Source organism: Thalassotalea sp. LPB0316, from assembly GCF_014898095.1.
Lineage (GTDB): Bacteria > Pseudomonadota > Gammaproteobacteria > Enterobacterales > Alteromonadaceae > Thalassotalea_G.
The window spans coordinates 3,136,330-3,153,655 of sequence record NZ_CP062946.1 but is presented as its reverse complement, the minus strand read 5'-3'; the positions used below and the strand labels follow the sequence as shown (position 1 = coordinate 3,153,655).

At 42.1% G+C, this 17,326-nt stretch carries 13 protein-coding genes; 9 read left to right on the top strand and 4 right to left on the bottom strand.

All coding sequences use genetic code 11. From position 1 onward, the window contains the following. Positions 1 to 9: 9 nt before the first annotated feature. Positions 10 to 456, bottom strand: a complete 447-nt coding sequence (locus LP316_RS14200; RefSeq protein ID WP_193021800.1) for a hypothetical protein — start codon at positions 454 to 456, stop codon at positions 10 to 12. Then, positions 443 to 1,234 carry a DUF1194 domain-containing protein gene (locus LP316_RS14195; protein WP_193021799.1) on the bottom strand — a complete coding sequence of 264 codons (792 nt, stop codon included), beginning with the start codon at positions 1,232 to 1,234 and terminating at the stop codon, positions 443 to 445. Before LP316_RS14195 ends, LP316_RS14200 begins: the two co-directional genes overlap by 14 nt. 309 nt (positions 1,235 to 1,543) lie before the next feature. On the opposite strand from LP316_RS14195, the gene LP316_RS14190 reads away from it, so the two are divergent. Next, a complete protein-coding gene (locus tag LP316_RS14190; RefSeq protein ID WP_193021798.1) occupies positions 1,544 to 2,371 on the top strand; it encodes a hypothetical protein in 828 nt (275 codons plus the stop codon). A 42-nt stretch (positions 2,372 to 2,413) separates the two neighbouring features. On the opposite strand, the gene LP316_RS14185 is transcribed toward LP316_RS14190, so the two are convergent. Together LP316_RS14185 and LP316_RS14180 are read right to left on the bottom strand one after the other, a co-directional pair. Beyond that, the gene (locus LP316_RS14185) at positions 2,414 to 3,910 is read right to left on the bottom strand and encodes a sensor histidine kinase (protein ID WP_193021797.1); all 1,497 of its coding nucleotides are present in this window, start codon (positions 3,908 to 3,910) and stop codon (positions 2,414 to 2,416) included. Next, the gene (locus LP316_RS14180) at positions 3,883 to 4,425 is read right to left on the bottom strand and encodes a heme NO-binding domain-containing protein (RefSeq protein WP_193021796.1); all 543 of its coding nucleotides are present in this window, start codon (positions 4,423 to 4,425) and stop codon (positions 3,883 to 3,885) included. The genes LP316_RS14185 and LP316_RS14180 overlap by 28 nt, the downstream gene beginning before the upstream one ends. 102 nt (positions 4,426 to 4,527) lie before the next feature. On the opposite strand from LP316_RS14180, the gene LP316_RS14175 reads away from it, so the two are divergent. The 8 genes from LP316_RS14175 to LP316_RS14140 all read left to right on the top strand — a co-directional run bounded on the left by LP316_RS14175 (position 4,528) and on the right by LP316_RS14140 (position 17,317). Continuing rightward, entirely contained in the window at positions 4,528 to 5,808 is a 1,281-nt protein-coding gene (locus LP316_RS14175) for an HD domain-containing phosphohydrolase (protein WP_193021795.1), read from the top strand. Next, the gene (locus LP316_RS14170; RefSeq protein ID WP_193021794.1) at positions 5,792 to 7,183 is read left to right on the top strand and encodes a sigma-54-dependent transcriptional regulator; all 1,392 of its coding nucleotides are present in this window, start codon (positions 5,792 to 5,794) and stop codon (positions 7,181 to 7,183) included. Before LP316_RS14175 ends, LP316_RS14170 begins: the two co-directional genes overlap by 17 nt. A 170-nt stretch (positions 7,184 to 7,353) precedes the next feature. Continuing rightward, positions 7,354 to 7,797, top strand: a complete 444-nt coding sequence (locus LP316_RS14165) for a hypothetical protein (RefSeq protein ID WP_193021793.1) — start codon at positions 7,354 to 7,356, stop codon at positions 7,795 to 7,797. Positions 7,798 to 8,142: 345 nt separating this feature from the next. Next, positions 8,143 to 10,974, top strand: a complete 2,832-nt coding sequence (locus tag LP316_RS14160) for a hypothetical protein (protein ID WP_193021792.1) — start codon at positions 8,143 to 8,145, stop codon at positions 10,972 to 10,974. A gap of 152 nt (positions 10,975 to 11,126) precedes the next feature. Next, positions 11,127 to 13,781 (top strand): TonB-dependent receptor domain-containing protein, encoded by a 2,655-nt coding sequence (locus LP316_RS14155; protein ID WP_193021791.1) that lies wholly within the window; start codon positions 11,127 to 11,129, stop codon positions 13,779 to 13,781. An 859-nt stretch (positions 13,782 to 14,640) separates the two neighbouring features. Further along, positions 14,641 to 15,408: a DUF3450 domain-containing protein gene (locus LP316_RS14150; protein ID WP_193021790.1), complete on the top strand. Its 768-nt coding sequence runs from the start codon at positions 14,641 to 14,643 to the stop codon at positions 15,406 to 15,408. 7 nt (positions 15,409 to 15,415) lie between these two features. After that, the gene (locus LP316_RS14145) at positions 15,416 to 16,786 is read left to right on the top strand and encodes a MotA/TolQ/ExbB proton channel family protein (protein ID WP_413470658.1); all 1,371 of its coding nucleotides are present in this window, start codon (positions 15,416 to 15,418) and stop codon (positions 16,784 to 16,786) included. Positions 16,787 to 16,789: 3 nt separating this feature from the next. Beyond that, positions 16,790 to 17,317 carry a MotA/TolQ/ExbB proton channel family protein gene (locus LP316_RS14140; protein WP_193021788.1) on the top strand — a complete coding sequence of 176 codons (528 nt, stop codon included), beginning with the start codon at positions 16,790 to 16,792 and terminating at the stop codon, positions 17,315 to 17,317. Positions 17,318 to 17,326: the final 9 nt, after the last annotated feature.

Here is a 17,326-nt window from a genome sequence, read left to right as displayed (position 1 = left end):
ACGGTGAGGTTATCGAATTTGAGCTAGTTGTATTGCATTGTCGGTGATCTGATACGTAATGGTTTTATACAAGACATTATCAAGATAAATCTCCATCTGATAAACACCAACCACATCATCAATATCCGTTCGCATGAACACTGCACCGCGCTTTTGAATATACATCGGCTTGCCCATGAGCTTACGCGGTTTATCATTACCATCGGCTGGTAATATATGTACTGAACTTAGTGTAAATGGCGTGTTATCGTCATTGGTTACCACTAGGCCGTAAAGTGCTGGCTCACCATTGTAGGTTAGTGGTATTTCATTGGTTTTTTCAAAGCCGACGGGCTCGCCGATATCATTGTGTAATACTAAGCCAAAATCTAAGTTGTAATCTTGTGCTTGTACGGTTGCAAAGCCACTAAGAGCAACCATAACTAAGCTAGTTAATGCACGGTTAAACTGTTTCATGAGTGTTCTCCTTAGCAAGTACTCTTGAGCCAAAAATACAAATGAGTGAAATAGCAAATAATATGTTGGTACCCGGCGCAGGTACGCTGATTGCACCGACCGGTCGACTGCCTTCAATTTCAGCGACAATTTTATTTTCGATTGCTTGTTGAAAGCCGCTGAAATCAGTTGTTGCTAGTAAAAATGGACTATCGCCGTTGATCACTTGGTTGGCGTATTGATCTATCACGTTTTGATCTTCGGTGATGACAATACCGTTAATCGTATCAACGCCATCGGCAATCGCTTGATCCGAGGCCTGAGCAACGGATAGACCAGCGTTATTGGTGCCATCACCCGAGATATCGATAATTTGTTGATAGCCGTGATAATCATTAGTGGCAAATAACGGGCTGGCAAAGTCTATTGCGCTGCCTATGGCTGTCCAGCCAGAAAACGGTCTGGCTAAATCGCCAACGAGCTGAGCAAAATTATTAGCTGATTCGGCCGAGTCTATTAAACTCCAGTCGATCATTATTTGCTGTTGATTGCTACCCGACCACATGATGAGCTGAACAGCAATTTGGCCTTCTGTACCATTGATAATGGCATTTTGCAGTCTTTCACTCTCGAAAGCCGCTTGATAGCCTTGCATTTGCATATCGTATTCACTGGCGCTAATACTGCCCGAAATATCAACAAGCAGTGAAAGCTCAATATCAACAGGGGTTATTGCTATAGCCTTTGACGAAAGCAATAAGATTGCGCCCAATATACTGGATGAAATCAGTAACTTCATAACATACTCCTTTTCTCACCGTCTATTCGACATGTAAAACAAGGCAATCGCTAAGCCATAAATAAAATGTTGTTTTAAATCATATGGTTAGTTAATGAAGGAAATTTGGGGGTTGCATTTTGCAATACGTCATCATGCAAATTGCAAAGCGAAAAGCCTAAGTGAGTCTTTGATTTTGTTTATCTGTTTGTTTTATAAGTAAAAAATTAATTGGCTAAGTAATTGCACGTGTACTTGTAGTGTAATTGCGTAACAAAACAAGTTCGCAAATAAAAGGTACGAAATCACGTTTGGTGTGAGGGTAGAAATATGAGTGCATATTACAGAAAAGAACGTTACAGAAAAACCGCCTCATTTAAAGAAAGTATCATCAAGACAGTACTAGCTTTAGTGTTTGTTAGCGCCTCGGTTGCGACCAGTTTCCACTTGTGGAATAAAACGACGAGTTTAAAAGATAACCTAGTTGAGCAAAAGCGCTTGGTACAAAGCCAACAAAATGAGTTAGATATTCTAAGAACGTTAAATCCATATCATGTTGAAAGTAATGAAGTGCTCGCTAAAGCTGTTGAAAACGCTGATTTGTATCCTGGCTGGATCACCCGAGTGTATCCATTGCCAGATAAAAAAGAACAAATCTTTTATGCCACCGATATTGGCTCATTTGTTATGAATGAAACACGCTTTTCACTGTCGAGTCATGAGCGCTACGGTATTACTGAAGCTGATTCCAGTATGTACCGTTTGAACGGTTTATTTCCGAGCCATCAACCGGGTCGGTTACAAGTCGCCGTTGCGTTTTACCTAAAAGGCGCGCCAGAAAATACCAAAGTTGATGTGATGAGCCAAATTGGTTCGTGTTATGCGCGAATAGATATTAATCGCAAGCGAGTTATTGATCACAAACTGCACGTGGTTACCAAATATGAACAAAAACAAATACTGACAGGTAATGTTGATCTCGATATGGGGTTATACCCGATTAGCGCCGTGTTTTATTGCGATAAAAATTCAGACTTCAAAGGCGATAATGTCGAAGTGGCGATTTCCTTTAGAAATCCACGCCAGCAGTCGTTAACAACGAGTCGCTATTCGATATTTCATATTTACAAACCAGACAACATTACGGCAAAGCTCTAACATTGGGACAGGTTTAAAGAAAACCATAGTCTAAGCGCTCCTCTAGAGCGCTTTTTTTTCGTCAAAATTTGCTGGTAAAGCAGGGAACCTCAGCGTAAAGGTGGTTCCTTGAGCAATCGCTGAGTTTACTGAAATTATTGCGTTGTGCTTTTCAATAATCGCGTATGAAACACTTAAGCCTAAGCCCGTACCTTCGTTTTCATCCTTTGTTGTGTAAAAGGGTTCAAAAAGGCGTTTTAAGTTTTTAGGCGCGATACCACAGCCAGTATCGGTAACTGTCACTTCAACGGCATCTGCTACCCATTGACTGGTCACCGTAAGTTTACCGTTCTCTGTCATTGCTTGAGAGGCGTTGACAAACAAGTTGATGAATACCTGTTGAAGTTGGCCGAAGTTACCATAGACCAATGGCAGGGCTGGCGATAATTGTAGATCGAGCTGGTGATGATATTTTAATTGATTCCAAATCATCTCAATTGCTGAGTTAATTACCTCATTTACATTGGTAGGGCCAAATTCGTCGTGCTCTTTTCGAGAGAAAGTTTTGAGACTATTAACAATGTTTGCAACTCGCTCAACCCCATTTTTACAGGCAGCAACTAATGCAGGCGTATCTTCAATGGCAAATTGCAGTTGACTGTTGTTGAGAATTGTTTGATTGGCTTTATCTTTGCTGAGTGCGTTAAACGCTTGTTGAAAATACTCAAGATAATCACTTAGTGAGTCGAGATTACTTGAGACATAGCCAATGGGATTATTAATTTCATGAGCAATACCCGCCGACAGTTGTCCCAATGAGGCCATTTTGTCTTTATGCGCAAGTTGTAGTTGGGTTTTTTCTAGCGTCTTGAGTGCGTGTTTAAGTTTTTGGTTATTGTAGGATAATTCAACTTCAGTCATGCGCTTGTTGATCGCCGTCGTGAAGTTGTGACCAGATACTCTAAGGGTATTTTTAAAGTCATCACTGTAGCAAAAGTGATTGATATCAAGAAAGATAATTCGCTGCTGATTGGCTGATAACTCAACAATATAAAATAACAATGTACTATTAGTTAGCAACGCTGAAAAAGCGCCTGTTTCGTCTACTTCCAATCGATTCCACTTTTGTCTATGCCCACCTAAGAATTGATTGAGCATAGCGATTAAAGCCGAATTTAATTCCAAGCGTTGCCAGTCACTTGCAGAGGATGATAAATGCAATAATTGCCAATTTTTCTTAGTTAATGAGGCAATTAACACTGGGCAGTTTTCTAGTAGTTTTTGTAACCCTCGAGTATAAGAGTCAAACATTTCTTCGAGGTTTTTATCGGAGATAATGTCCTGGTTAAGCATAGATAAAAACTGCAATTGGATTTGGCGAGAATTAGCCTCTTGGAAAGCTTTAATAAACTCACTGCTTTCATCTAAGCGTTGTTGAGCTTTTTCATCTAGCTTTTGCTCTAGGCGCTTTTTGGCATTGCGTTCACGCACTAGGGCTTTTTCAAGTAAGTTTATCGTACGCTGATAATCAATTACTTCATTTGAATTTTGATCAGACAATGATCATCTCCAGCTAGCATACAGTCACTTTGACATAATTCGACAGGTTGATTGAAGTGTTTAGCGGCACCTAAAATTAAACCTTCAGCAAAGTGGCACATTTTGCGTTTTGACATATATCGCACCACTAGCGTGTTGTCATTGGGTTGATCGTATAGCAGCGTTGGCGTATAGGCTAGAGGATCGGCTTTCTGAACTTCTATATGGATAATAGAATCAACCGCGTGGATAAAGTCGAACAAGTCAGTAATGTGTTCGACGTGTTTTAATGCGATAGCCATTAACGTGGTGAAGAAGTACTCGCCAAATGCTCGGTAGATATCTTCGCCAGGCACATTGAGTTGTTTAGATAACGCGCCGGCAAGCTGAAAAAATTCACTGTCATCATAAATTTCTGTTGCTATATATTCGCCGTTGGAGGGGAGGTCGCAACTATCTATTGCCTCTAACCAGTCGGTTAAAGTGTAATGGGTTTCAACAAATTCAGCTAAACCAGTAAAGATTGCGCCTTTCATTTTTCACCGTTTGTCATTGATTAATTAGGCTTATACATTATATCTTTATAACTATAATGCTAGCACATCTTAAAGCAAGTCATTAATTTAGATGGAGATTAGATGCTACCTTCGATTATTGTTGTCGACGATGAAGTCGAGATCATCAACGCGCTCAAGCGCACACTAAATGGTAAGTATAACGTGCGGGGGTTTACTGATCCGCTAAAAGCTATTGAGCAGTTTAAACTCCATCCGAGCCATATCTTTATTAGTGATATGCGAATGCCCAAAATGACTGGTGCTGAGCTTTTGATTACTATTGCCAAACTACATGAACCAACCAAGCGGGTTATTTTAACTGGCTACGCCGATATGGCGTTAGCAGAAGAGGCAATTAATGAAGGTAAGGTATCTTGCTATATTTCAAAGCCTTGGGATAACAAAAAGCTTATTGTTCAACTCAATACGTTAATCAAAGAACTGCAAGTTGAGCGCAAGCAACGCAGTGCCTTAAAACAATTAAATGATAAAAAGAAGAAACTTGCCTCAGCTGAACATAATATCTCATTGTTACATGAACATGCCGATCAGCAGCAAAGTGATTTGAAAGTCATGAATAATGAGTTAATTCATGTCGGTGCTCATTTGATTAGTTATTTTTGCCAAGAGCACGACCATCAAAGTGAACGCGTTGCTCAGCAAGCCAAATTGCTTGCCTTGCGCTTAGGGCAAACTTTTGGTGTCGCACAACAAATTTACCTCGCAGGGCTTTATCACAAAATAGGTAGTTTTGGTGTGCCGCAGGATTTACTGCACAAGGGATGGCAACAAATGACGGATAATCAAAAAGCAAGGTTTGTAAAACTTTCCGTTAATTCGACTAATTTGTTGAGAGGTTCACAACTGCTAGCGCCGAGTGCAGAAATCTTAGCTCATTTGTACGAGCATGTTGACGGCACGGGTTTCCCCGATGGTTTATTTAACGATGAGATTTCAATCGGAAGTAAAATTTTATCTGTTGTACTTTATTACGATTTACTGGTTAGAGGTGACTTCGTCCAAGAGCCTATAGCGCATGGAGAAGCAAAAATCATGATGACAAAGTTATCTGGTCAGGTTTTTGATCGGCAAATCATTAAGCAATTCTTTCAATTAATAGAATCGCCAACCGCGGATGAGTATTTTGAGCGAGTTATTACCGTAGGGCAGTTGCGACAAGGTATGGTGTTATCACAAGATTTACTGGATGAAAATGAACGCAAGCTATTGGTTAAGGGTACTCACGTATCGGCAAAGTGTATTGCAAAACTAGAAACTTTTGAGCAAAGCTCGAAACAGCACTTACGTGTCTATATTACGTGGGGTAAATCAGCAGGAGAAGTAAATGTCGATACAAAATAATTTACCCTTGGTCATCATCGTTGATGATGAGCGAGAAATTTGTAGTGCATTAAAACGATGCTTGATTCGTCTGCCTGCAGATATTCAAACCTTTACATCTCCTCGTCAAGCGCTGCGCACTATCAAGGCAGCAGAGCCGAGTGTCATTATTTCAGATCAGCGTATGCCTGATATTGATGGTTACGCCTTGTTGCAAGAAGCAAAAGCACTGTGGCCCGATTCAACGCGTATTATGTTAAGTGCATATCAAGATTTTGATCAGGTTTCTAAATGCTTTAATGAAGGGATTATTGATAAATTTATTGCCAAACCATGGAAAAATGCAGAATTAATTTTCGCCGTTGAAAGTGTCGTTACCCAAAACAAAGCACCTAAGACTCAAACACCAAAAGATAGCTTTGTCGAAAAAACCATTATCGGTGATAGCCTAGCTATGCAGCACTTGAAGCAGCAAATAAGCTTAGCCGCAGGTGCTAATGTGCCAATTTTTATCAATGGTGAAACGGGCACAGGTAAAGAATTGGTTGCTAATGCTTGTCATCGAGCAAGCGCACGGCAAGATCAGCCGTTTGTTGCGGTAAATTGTGCAAATTTTTCAGAAAATCTCATTGAAGCACAATTATTTGGTGCAGTTAAAGGGGCCTACACCGGTGCCGTTAGCGATAGCCAAGGGATTTTTGCCCAAGCTGATGGCGGTACGGTTTTTCTCGATGAAATAACGACTTTGCCACTTGCGATTCAAGCCAAGCTGTTACGTGTTTTACAAGAGCGAGAGTATACACCTTTAGGTAGTCATCAAATAAAGCGCTTTGATACGCAAATTGTTAGTGCGTCAGCCGTGCGTCTGTCCGAAGCGGTAAGTGCGGGGCAATTTCGTGAGGATTTGTTTTATCGCCTTAATGTCATTCCGTTATCCATTCCCCCCCTTAGAGAGCGCGAAATGGATAAGCTCGAACTCGCCAAACACTTTTTAACCCGATTTAGTGAGCAACAGGGTAAATCATTTACTGGGTTTTCTGATGATGCCGTTAGCTTGATTAATCAATATGCATGGCCGGGTAATGTTAGACAACTCGAAAATACCATTCACGGTGTTTGCATCATGAATAGCGGTCAACAGATCACCAAAGCTATGTTAGATGCGATATTGCAAGAGCACATTAGTATTAACAACAGTCGGCTGCAACCAGAGAATATGGTTAATTCAGGCGTTACAGCAACACCTAGTGAAAGTTCAGAAGTCATTCCTTTAGCCGATGTTGAGCGCCGAGCTATAGAAGACGCTATTGCAAAATGCCAAGGCAACATCACCCAAGCTGCAGCGTTACTGCAAGTAAACCCGTCAACAATCTACCGTAAAATGCAAAAATGGTAATGTAATTTAATTACGTTTAATTCGTTCTTTAAGGTGTTTGTTTGACTGAATTCGTATTCAATAGATCTTATTTGTAATTTTATTACGAAATATATTTACATTCCGCTTCGGGTTAGTATAATTGCTCTAAACCGCGAGATAGCCAGTTTATTTTAGTTTTAGAGGTCGTTATGAAAAAATTATTTGCTTTAGTCATTGTATCAATTGCCAGCACTCAGGCGTTTGCCTTATCGTCAAATGTTAAAATGGTTGCGTTAGATGATTCACCAGCAACAAACCTGTGCATTGTTGCCGCTGAGCAAGGTTATCAAGCAGCTAAAAAGGTCGCTGTTACTCAGTTTTCTGATGCTAATAAAGAGTTATCTCATATGACGTGTAATGGCAAAACGCTAAAGCGTTTTGCATCAGAAGTACAAAAGAAGGCGCTACCTGAGCAGCCAGAAGTTGTGAAAGTAAAAAAGTTTATACCGGCAAATAACGATGATGCATCAAATTTATGTATCACCGCATTAAACCAAGGTATTGAATCCATTCAAGATGAAAAAGTGTTAAGTGATTTGTATTGTAACGGTGTTATTGTTACTAAGTTTGCGAAAACTAATGCACCACAATAATGGTGGTTATCATTCTTTGAATTGAACTGAATTAATATAAGGCGCGACTTTCGCCAACCGCGTCTTAATTGAAAAATCCCGTGTTGCTAGCGAAAGTTAGTAGCTCGGGATTTTTTTTGTCATAAAAACGTCATGTAAACAACACCTTGCTAGCTCTGGCGTGGCGTTGTTTTGTCATCTGTTTGTAAAAAACGCGCAACAAAAAATAAATATTTCCAAAACATTTCTGTCATTTTTACTCCGTAGCATGGCGAACAAAATTTTAATAGCAAACAAGTTACATGACGTAACGCTTTGTCAATTTTTACTTTTTATAACTTAGACATGCTGCGGAGCATAACAACAATGAAATTAATGGAAATTTTTAAAGTCAGTGCTGTATCTAGTGCGTTAATACTTGCTGGTTGTGGTGGTGACATCAATTTGTCATCAGAAGTAGATAACTCGGTAGGTGATACAACGATCAATAATCCCGAGCCAACCAACCCATCTAATCCAACAGATAATTTAGCCGGTACGCCAAATACCACATTAAGCGCTCAAGTGAGTGCGGTTCTCGGTACTGAAGTGTACGTTCAAACGATATCTGGTGCGATTAGCGAAAATACCACATTGGTTGCTAGTGCTGAGGGGACGCCAGTCTTTTATGCGATTGACGGCGCTCTTGAAGTTGGTCAAGGCACAACAGCAAGTGAGTCTCGTCAAGGTGCACCAGCAGTTAAGCAAAATGCTAATGCCGATGGCAGCCCAATTACCCTAACGATCGAGCCTGGCGCGGTAATTTTTGGTAACTCTGGCAGTGATTATGTGGTTGTTCACCGCGGCGCTAAAATCATGGCTGAAGGTACAGCACAAGATCCGATTATTTTCACTTCACTTCAAGACGTTCAAGGTGAAGAGACTACAGCTGGCCAATGGGGTGGCTTAGTTATTTTAGGTAATGCACCATCAAATAAGTGCCCCTCAGATGGCAGTGAGTGTGCTTTACAAGTCGAAGGTGTTGAAGAAGGTGCAGTATTTGGTGGTACGGACTGGGAAGATAACTCAGGTATCCTTAAATACGTTGTCGTTAAATACGCAGGTTATGAAATTGCCCCAGACAATGAACTAAACGGTGTTACTTTTGGTGGCGTTGGTTCAGGTACACAAGTTGACTACTTACAAGTGCACGCTAATGCCGATGATGGCGTTGAGTTTTTCGGTGGCGCGGTTGATGTCAAGCACTTAGTGCTTACAGGTAACAAAGATGATTCTGTTGACTGGGACAACGGTTATCGCGGCCGTTTACAACACGTTTTTATTCAACACGATGTGAATGCCGGTGAAGCGAACCGCGCAATTGAAGCTGATAACGACGGTTCAACACCAGACAAAGAGCCGCAATCTAATCCAACAATCGCCAATATGACGATTATCGGCAACAACTTTGATACAGCTGATAAAGACTCGGAAGGTATTTACCTGCGCGAAGGTACTGCCGGTAAATTCTACAACGTTGTTGTAACTGGTCCAGAAGAAATGGGTGAGTGTTTAGAGTTTGAAGGCGGCGATAGCTCATCGGTAACGGTTGATAACGCAAACTCAGGTAAAATTGTTTTTCAAAATTCAGTAATGGCCTGTGCAAATGGCGAGAATTTCAAAAATGCAAAAGCAGCTGATGATTCAACACTGTTAGATTTAGAAGCGTGGTTCTTAGCTGAACAGTCAAATTCTGTGAGCACTTCTATCTTAATTGATAATACTGGTGTGCCAGATGCTAACTCATCATTAATCGATGGCGGTCAAGATGTCGCATTAGTTGATGGTTGGTTTGACACGACATCTCACATTGGTGCATTTGATAGTGAAAATGATTGGCGTCAAGGTTGGGCGTTTGGTTTTGGTGGCGGTGAAGTAACAGCACAAGCACCAGTTCAAGGCTGCCCAATGGGCACAACAGCGATCACCGCTGTAGCAGGCCAGTCGGCATGTGAAATTTCAGGTACGTTAACGAGCGATCTACGTTTAACGGCGAATAATATTTACGCATTAAATGGTCCGGTATTTGTCGGTGAAGATAAAGCAAACTCATCTACTTTGACAATCGATGCTGGCGTAACCATTTTTGGTCGCTCTGGTAACGATTATTTAGTGGTTAGCCGCGATTCAAAAATTGAAGCAAACGGCACTTCAGCTAATCCTATTACCTTTACTTCTAGCCAAGATGTTAACGGTGAAGAAACAGGCTCAGGTCAATGGGGTGGTATCGTTTTACTCGGTAACGCACCATCTAACAAGTGTCCGTCAGACGGCAGCGCTTGTGCATTACAAGTAGAAGGTGTTGAAGAAGGGGCTGTGTTTGGCGGTACGGACTGGAACGATAATTCTGGTACTTTGCGCTACGTAGTTGTTAAGCACGCAGGTTATGAAATTGCGCCAGATAATGAATTAAACGGCATTACTTTTGGTGGTGTGGGCGCAGCAACAACAGTTGAATACATCCAAGTTCACGAAAATGCTGACGATGGTATCGAATTCTTCGGTGGTGCAGTTAACGCTAAATACGTTGTTTTAACGGCCAACAAAGACGACTCAGTCGATTGGGATAACGGCTATCGCGGTAATATGCAGTATGTTTTAGTTAAGCACGCTGATAACGACGGTGAAGCGAACCGTGCAATTGAAGCCGATAATGACGGTTCAACACCGGGTAAAGAGCCACAATCAAACCCAACGATTGCCAATATGACCATTATCGGCAACGGTTTTGATACCGCCGATAAAGACTCTGAAGGTATTTACTTACGCGAAGGTACACGTGCTCAATTACACAACTTTGTTGTCACTGGTGGCGCTGGAATGGGTGAGTGTTTAGAGCTTGAAGCAGGCTTAACTGTTGACCAAGCCGTAGCGAGCGACACTGTTATTACTAACTCGGTATTTGCTTGTGATGAGAACTTTAAAAACACCGCTGATTCTAGTGATGCATCGTTTGACCTTGGTAACTGGGTATTAAATGCGATGATGGATAACTCAACACAAGAGAATATCAGTGATGTATTAAGTGGCATTTACACCACAGATGCAACACAAGCATATGACTTTGGTGCGAGCACATTCTTTGATAATGCCTCTCACATCGGTGCGGTGACAGCTGACAACGATTGGACTGCTGGTTGGACGGTAGGCTTGGAATAAGCCTGCGTCTATAAGCCACTGCCATCAGGCAGTGGCTTAATTTCTTAATAATCAAAACAAACCGAATAGAAAACAGTTCATAACTACCGTGGTTGATTTTATCAGCAGTGGCAAATTGCTCAGGTAAATTAATCATAGTAACGAGGTTAGAGATGAAAAATATCACCAATCGTTTTAGCTTATCGAGTATCACGCTAGCGCTCCTAACCGGACTAAGTGCCAATGCTGTTGCTCAAGAGGCGGCAAACGAGGAAGCACTTGCGATTGAAGAAGTTGTCGTCAAGGCAAGTCGTTTAAAAGGTACGGCAAGTGCCGTTATTGAAGAGCGTAAGAACCAAGCTTTTGTTGCCGATATTCTTGGCGCTGAGCAAATTTCAAGAACAGGAGATGGCGATGCCGCAGCGGCTTTGCGTCGTGTTACCGGTTTAACGCTAGTCGATGGTAAATTTATTTATGTTCGCGGTTTAGGCGAGCGCTACTCAAGTACCCAATTAAACGGTGCTTATGTACCGAGCCCAGATCCAACGCGAACCGTTATTCCGCTCGATTTATTCCCATCGTCAATTATTGAATCACTGAGTGTGCAAAAATCATATTCGCCGTCAATGCCGGCGCATTTTGGTGGCGGTAACGTTGATATTCGCCTAAAAACCATTCCTTCAGACTTTGTGATGAATATGGCGGCCAATGTTGGTGGTAATACCGATAACTTTAATCGAGGCTATAGCTATACTGGCGGCAGCGATGATTGGAAAGGTATTGATGATGGCACGCGTCAAGCGCCACAAGCCCTCAAAGATCTGTGGTCGAGCTACCAAGGTTTAGGCAGTGTCTCACAGGATGAAAATCGCCAAATTGCTGCAGAAATGAACCGCGACTACGATCCTGTCGAAGATCACGTTGATCTAGACTACGGCGTTGATTTTACTGTTGGTAATCGCGCTGATTTTGACGATCACCGCATTGGCTTTTTAGCCGCCGTATCATATGACAATGAATATCAATATAGCGAAATTTATGACGGTCAAGACTTTAGACGTAACCAAGACGATACCTGGTCATTGGTACGCGGTTTTGATGATGTGAAATCGACTCAGCACAATGTTAAATGGTCAGGCATGTTCAATGTTGGTTTTGAATATCAAAACAATCATCGCATTGATTTATCAAGTTTAATTTTGCACGACACTGTGGATGAGCTTCGCGTTAAATTAGGTAACACGAATAACGTCTTAATTAGCGATGGGTTGCGCGTACGCGATAGCGAAGTGATTTACGAAGAACGTGAGATGATCGCCAATCAAATTCGCGGTAGTCATAACTTTCCTGAACTCAGCTATTTAGGCTTCGATTGGAAATACTCAGATTCGCGATCAGAGCGCCAGGCACCGGGCAATATTGAAACCCGTTATATAGTTGCCGATGGCAACGAAGATGGCATATTTGATGTTAGTAGTGAAAGCTCGTTGCGCCGAGCAACTACTGCTTCGCGCTATTCATTTCAGTCGCTTGACGATGATCTAGAAAACTATGGCTATAACTTTTCACTGCCGATCATGACCGACAATATGGAAATTGAATTAAAAGCCGGTGGTGATTTTGTCGAGAAAAGTCGTCAAGCATTTGCTCGCCGAATTGATGTGAATACGCTTGCGTTTAATAACGTTGACTTTAGCGGTAGCATGATGAACGACATCTTAACTGATGAGGTTATTCTCAACGGTGAGCTAAAAGGCAATGAAACTGTTATTCGCGATACTTCAGTGGATGGCGATGATTATTTTGCAGCCCAAATGATTGATGCATATTACGTTGAAGCTGATGTTTTTATTGATCAACAGTGGCGCATCAGCGGCGGCGTTCGATATGAAGATTTTCGCCAAGTCGTTGCTGGTTTAAAGCCCTCAACAGGCGAGTTTGATTTACCAGCAGACTTAAACGATTTAGCTTTTCAGCAGGACGAGTGGTATCCGGCGTTAGCGCTAACTTACATTCCATCTGCCGAGATGCAATACCGTTTTTCATATGGCCAAACGACAGTTCGACCTGATCTACGAGAAGTTGCACCTACCACGTATCTCGATCCGTTAACGGGTTATCCAGTGCGCGGTACCCCAGCACTAAACCCAACAGATATGAAAAATTACGACTTGCGTTGGGAGTGGTACATGGATACCGGTGAAAACTTATCGGTTGGCTTGTTCTATAAAGATATGATTAACCCAATTGAGTCGGTTCAATCACCAGCCCAAGATGGTCCGCCACTGATTGTTATGGCAAACGCTGAAGACGGCAATGTCTATGGTGTTGAAGTGGACTTTATGAAAGATTTCACCTTCCTAGCCGATACTATTGGCGAATGGGCAGATAGCTTCTTTATTTCTGGTAACGTCACGCTAAGTGATTCAGAAATTAATATCGACACCCAGCGCGTGGTTGATCAAACCGGTGTTTCAGCGGCTATTACCAATCCTACGCGCAGAATGACGGGTCACTCGGAGTATGTGGTTAACTTAAATTTAGGCTTTGATGCACCAAATGGTAATCACTCGGCGACGCTTGCCTACAACGTATTTGGCGATCGCATTATTATTCCAGGTATTGAAGGCCAAGATGATAAGTACGAGCAACCATTTCACTCGTTAGATTTGGTTTATACCTACTTCCCAACCTATTCAACGACCTTGAAATTTAAGGTTGAAAATATCCTAGATCAGAAAAAAGAGATCGAATTTTCCGATACCTTATTCCGATCAGAAACCAAAGGGATAGGTTTTGATATTCAGTTCCGCTGGGAATTTGAATAAGGCGTAATCGCACTAACTGTTAGAAAAGGTAGCGCAAGCTACCTTTTTTTGACTTTACCGTCATTACCGCGAATGCCTACATGGATGTAGGTCATTAGAATAATACAGGGAGCAATTATCGATGCGATAATCTCTAGCCCTTATCGTCATTACCGCGAATGCGGCAATCTCTGACTCTTATCGTCATTACCGCGTAGGCGGTAATCTCCTCGTTTACAGCACATAGACACCCGACTACTCGGGTATGACTCGTATGGTCATTGCTGCAAATGCGGTAATCTCTAGCCCTTATCGTCATTACCGCGCAGGCGGTAATCTCCTCGTTTACAGCACATAGATACCCGACTACTCGGGTATGACTCGTATGGTCATTGCTGCAAATGCGGTAATCTCTGGCTCTAATCGTCATTACCGCGCATGCGGTAATCTCTAGCCCTTATCGTCATTACCGCGCAGGCGGTAATCTCCTCGTTTACAGTACATAGATACCCGACTACTCGGGTATGACTCGTATGGTCATTACCGCGCATGCGGTAATCTCATGTTTTACAACACAAAGGTACCCGATTACTCGGGTATGACTCGTCCCGTCATTACCGCGCAGGCGGTAATCTCCTGGTTTACAACAAATAGATACCCGACTACTCGGGTACGACTCGTACGTTTGTCGCTAGTTGTCATAAATCCTTAATAAATTTAAAAAATCTGACACTTTTCTGTCATTTAATAAAGTTGCAATATTGTTGAAACTTTATTGTCACAAATGCCCTTTAGAATTTTGCACCATAACAAAAGCGCGTAAGTTCATGAACTTTGTCCTTGCGTCATTACATTTTTTGCAAATCAACTAGGGTTTACTATGAAATTGTCTAAGCTAGCCTTTGCAACCGCACTTATCGGTGTAAGTTGCAGCCTTTCGCTTAATGCTGCGCAATCAACCGATGTTCAAGACGTTGTAAAAGCAGGCCAAAAAATTAATCAGTCAGCTGAAAAGTCGCAACACAAAATCGACAAAATTAGCGACCAAATTCAAACCAAATTACAACAATTTAAAACGGTTAATAAAGAAATTGATGGCTTGAATGTCTACAACGTGCAAATGCAAAAGCAAATTGACAACCAATTAGCTGAGCTAGCAGATATAGCTAATTCAATGGAGCAAGTCAGCATTATTGAGCGCCAAATTTCCCCGCTCATGGCGCGTATGATTTCGACTTTAGAAGCCTTTGTTGCGCTTGATGTGCCTTTTTTACCAGAAGAGCGCGCACAGCGTTTAGCAAGCTTAAACAGCATGATGGAACGCGCAGATATTGCCGTTTCAGAGAAGTTTCGCCGCGTGTTAGAGGCCTATCAGATTGAAGTTGATTACGGTCGCACGATAGAAGCCTACAGCGGGCTTTTGACGATCGATGGTCAAGAGCAAAACGTTGAGTTTCTACGCATAGGTCGCGTGAGCTTTTTATACCAAACGCGCGATGGCTCAAACCTCGGTTTATGGAACGCTGAGAGTAAATCATGGGAAGCACTACCTGCGAGTTATCGCAGCGATTTAAACAAAGCCTTTCGCATTGCCAGAAAGCAGCTTGCCCCTGACTTAGTTATTGTGCCATTAAACGTTAGCGAATAAGGAACCTATGATGAAATTTACCTTTAACAAGAAAGCCTTATTAGCTGGTTTTGCTATGACAGCACTGAGTGTTGGCAGCCAGGCAAATGACGCGAAAAACTTAGACGAGCTACTAAACCAATTAGCGCAAGGTCAAATTGCTCAAACAGAGCAAAACAAAGCCCGTGAAGCTCAGTTTGTTGCTCGTAAATCAGAGCAAGACGCATTATTAAAACAAGCCGTTAACCAACGAGATAATCAAATCAAGCTCAGTACTGAGCTCGAAGGTCAGTTCCAAGATAATGAGTTAGCACTTGCTAATCAAACAGAAGCGTTAAACAAGCGCTTAGGTGAATTAAAAGAGTTATTTGGCGTGTTGCAACAAGTTGCCGGTGACACCAAAAGCAAATTCCAAAACTCAGTTATTTCGGCGCAAATCTCAGGCCGTGATAGCTTTTTAGATGACTTTGCTCAATCAATGGGCTCAACGTCAAAACTCGCCTCAATTGAAGAGATTGAGCAACTGTGGTTTGAACTTCAGCGCGAGATGACGCAAAGCGGTAAAATTGCCAGTTTTGAGCGCGAAATCGTGCTTGCTGACGGCACGAGAACAACAGCAAACGTTAAACGTGTTGGTAGTTTTAACCTAGTTGCTAACGGCAAATATTTAGAATATATCAGCGAGACAGATGCAGTCGCAGAATTAGTGCGCCAACCTGTTAATCGTTATTTAGATAGCGCAAAAGAGCTAACCAATACATCAAATGGCCAAGTAGCATTTGCCTTAGATCCAACCGGTGGTTCAATTTTAAGTTTACTGATTCAAGCACCGAGTGATCGCGAGCGCGTAGATCAAGGTGGTCCAGTGGGGTATGTCATTATTGCGATTGGTTTAGTCGGCTTATTGATTGCCATTGAGCGTTTCATTTCACTGTTTTTAATTGGTGCGAAAGTTAATCGTCAATTAAAAGCTGCCAAGCCGCGTGACGATAACCCATTAGGCCGAGTACTCAAGGTTAAAGAGCAATACCCAAATGCCGACACTGAAACGCTAGAGTTAAAGCTTTCTGAGTCAATTTTACGTGAAGTGCCTAAACTGCAATCGCGCTTAACCATTATTAAAATCATTTCGGTAGTTGCGCCACTTATCGGTCTACTTGGTACGGTAACCGGCATGATCAATACCTTCCAAGCCATTACCTTGTTTGGTACTGGCGACCCTAAGTTAATGGCTGGTGGTATTTCACAAGCACTTGTTACTACGGTATTAGGCTTAGTGGTTGCGATTCCAATGGTCTTTATTTCTACGCTATTAAATACCCGTAGTAAGGGCATTATCAACATCCTTCAACAGCAAAGCGCTGGCATTATTGCAAACCGCAGCGAGAAGGGAGCATAAACCATGATTTTGTTCATCGACATGATGAATAGTATCCGTGAGTTTCTCGACACTGGCGGTCAGGTTTTGACCGTCATTGCCGCAGTCATCGCCTTAATGTGGCTATTAATTTTTGAGCGTCTTGCGTTTGTCTTATTTGGCTACCGCGCAATGAAAAACAATATTGTTAACCGCTGGTTTGCCAGAGAGGAACGCCGCTCTTGGAACGCCGAGCAAATTCGAATGGCAACGGTTTCTAAAGCCTCTTCGGCATTAAATCACAATATCGCGTTAATTCAGTCACTTGTTGTGCTTTGCCCATTGCTTGGCTTACTCGGCACGGTAACAGGGATGATTGAAGTATTCGACGTTATGGCCATTTCTGGTAGCGGCAATGCCCGCTCAATGGCATCGGGCGTATCTCGTGCAACTATTCCTACTATGGCAGGTATGGTGGGCAGTTTGTCAGGTGTATTTATGGTGACTTACTTCCAGCGTTATGCAAAACGCCAAACGGAACTATTAGAAGATAAATTATTGATGCAGCACTAGTTGTTGTAT

What these genes read in the sequence shown, in the direction of transcription:
- LP316_RS14195 (WP_193021799.1), bottom strand. Translation starts at nt 1,234, where the DNA reads ATGAAGTTACTGATTTCATCCAGTATATTGGGCGCAATCTTATTGCTT.
- LP316_RS14155 (WP_193021791.1), top strand. Translation starts at nt 11,127, where the DNA reads ATGAAAAATATCACCAATCGTTTTAGCTTATCGAGTATCACGCTAGCG.
- LP316_RS14200 (WP_193021800.1), bottom strand. Translation starts at nt 456, where the DNA reads ATGAAACAGTTTAACCGTGCATTAACTAGCTTAGTTATGGTTGCTCTT.
- LP316_RS14160 (WP_193021792.1), top strand. Translation starts at nt 8,143, where the DNA reads ATGAAATTAATGGAAATTTTTAAAGTCAGTGCTGTATCTAGTGCGTTA.
- LP316_RS14140 (WP_193021788.1), top strand. Translation starts at nt 16,790, where the DNA reads ATGATTTTGTTCATCGACATGATGAATAGTATCCGTGAGTTTCTCGAC.
- LP316_RS14180 (WP_193021796.1), bottom strand. Translation starts at nt 4,425, where the DNA reads ATGAAAGGCGCAATCTTTACTGGTTTAGCTGAATTTGTTGAAACCCAT.
- LP316_RS14145 (WP_413470658.1), top strand. Translation starts at nt 15,416, where the DNA reads ATGATGAAATTTACCTTTAACAAGAAAGCCTTATTAGCTGGTTTTGCT.
- LP316_RS14190 (WP_193021798.1), top strand. Translation starts at nt 1,544, where the DNA reads ATGAGTGCATATTACAGAAAAGAACGTTACAGAAAAACCGCCTCATTT.
- LP316_RS14165 (WP_193021793.1), top strand. Translation starts at nt 7,354, where the DNA reads ATGAAAAAATTATTTGCTTTAGTCATTGTATCAATTGCCAGCACTCAG.
- LP316_RS14170 (WP_193021794.1), top strand. Translation starts at nt 5,792, where the DNA reads ATGTCGATACAAAATAATTTACCCTTGGTCATCATCGTTGATGATGAG.
- LP316_RS14175 (WP_193021795.1), top strand. Translation starts at nt 4,528, where the DNA reads ATGCTACCTTCGATTATTGTTGTCGACGATGAAGTCGAGATCATCAAC.
- LP316_RS14150 (WP_193021790.1), top strand. Translation starts at nt 14,641, where the DNA reads ATGAAATTGTCTAAGCTAGCCTTTGCAACCGCACTTATCGGTGTAAGT.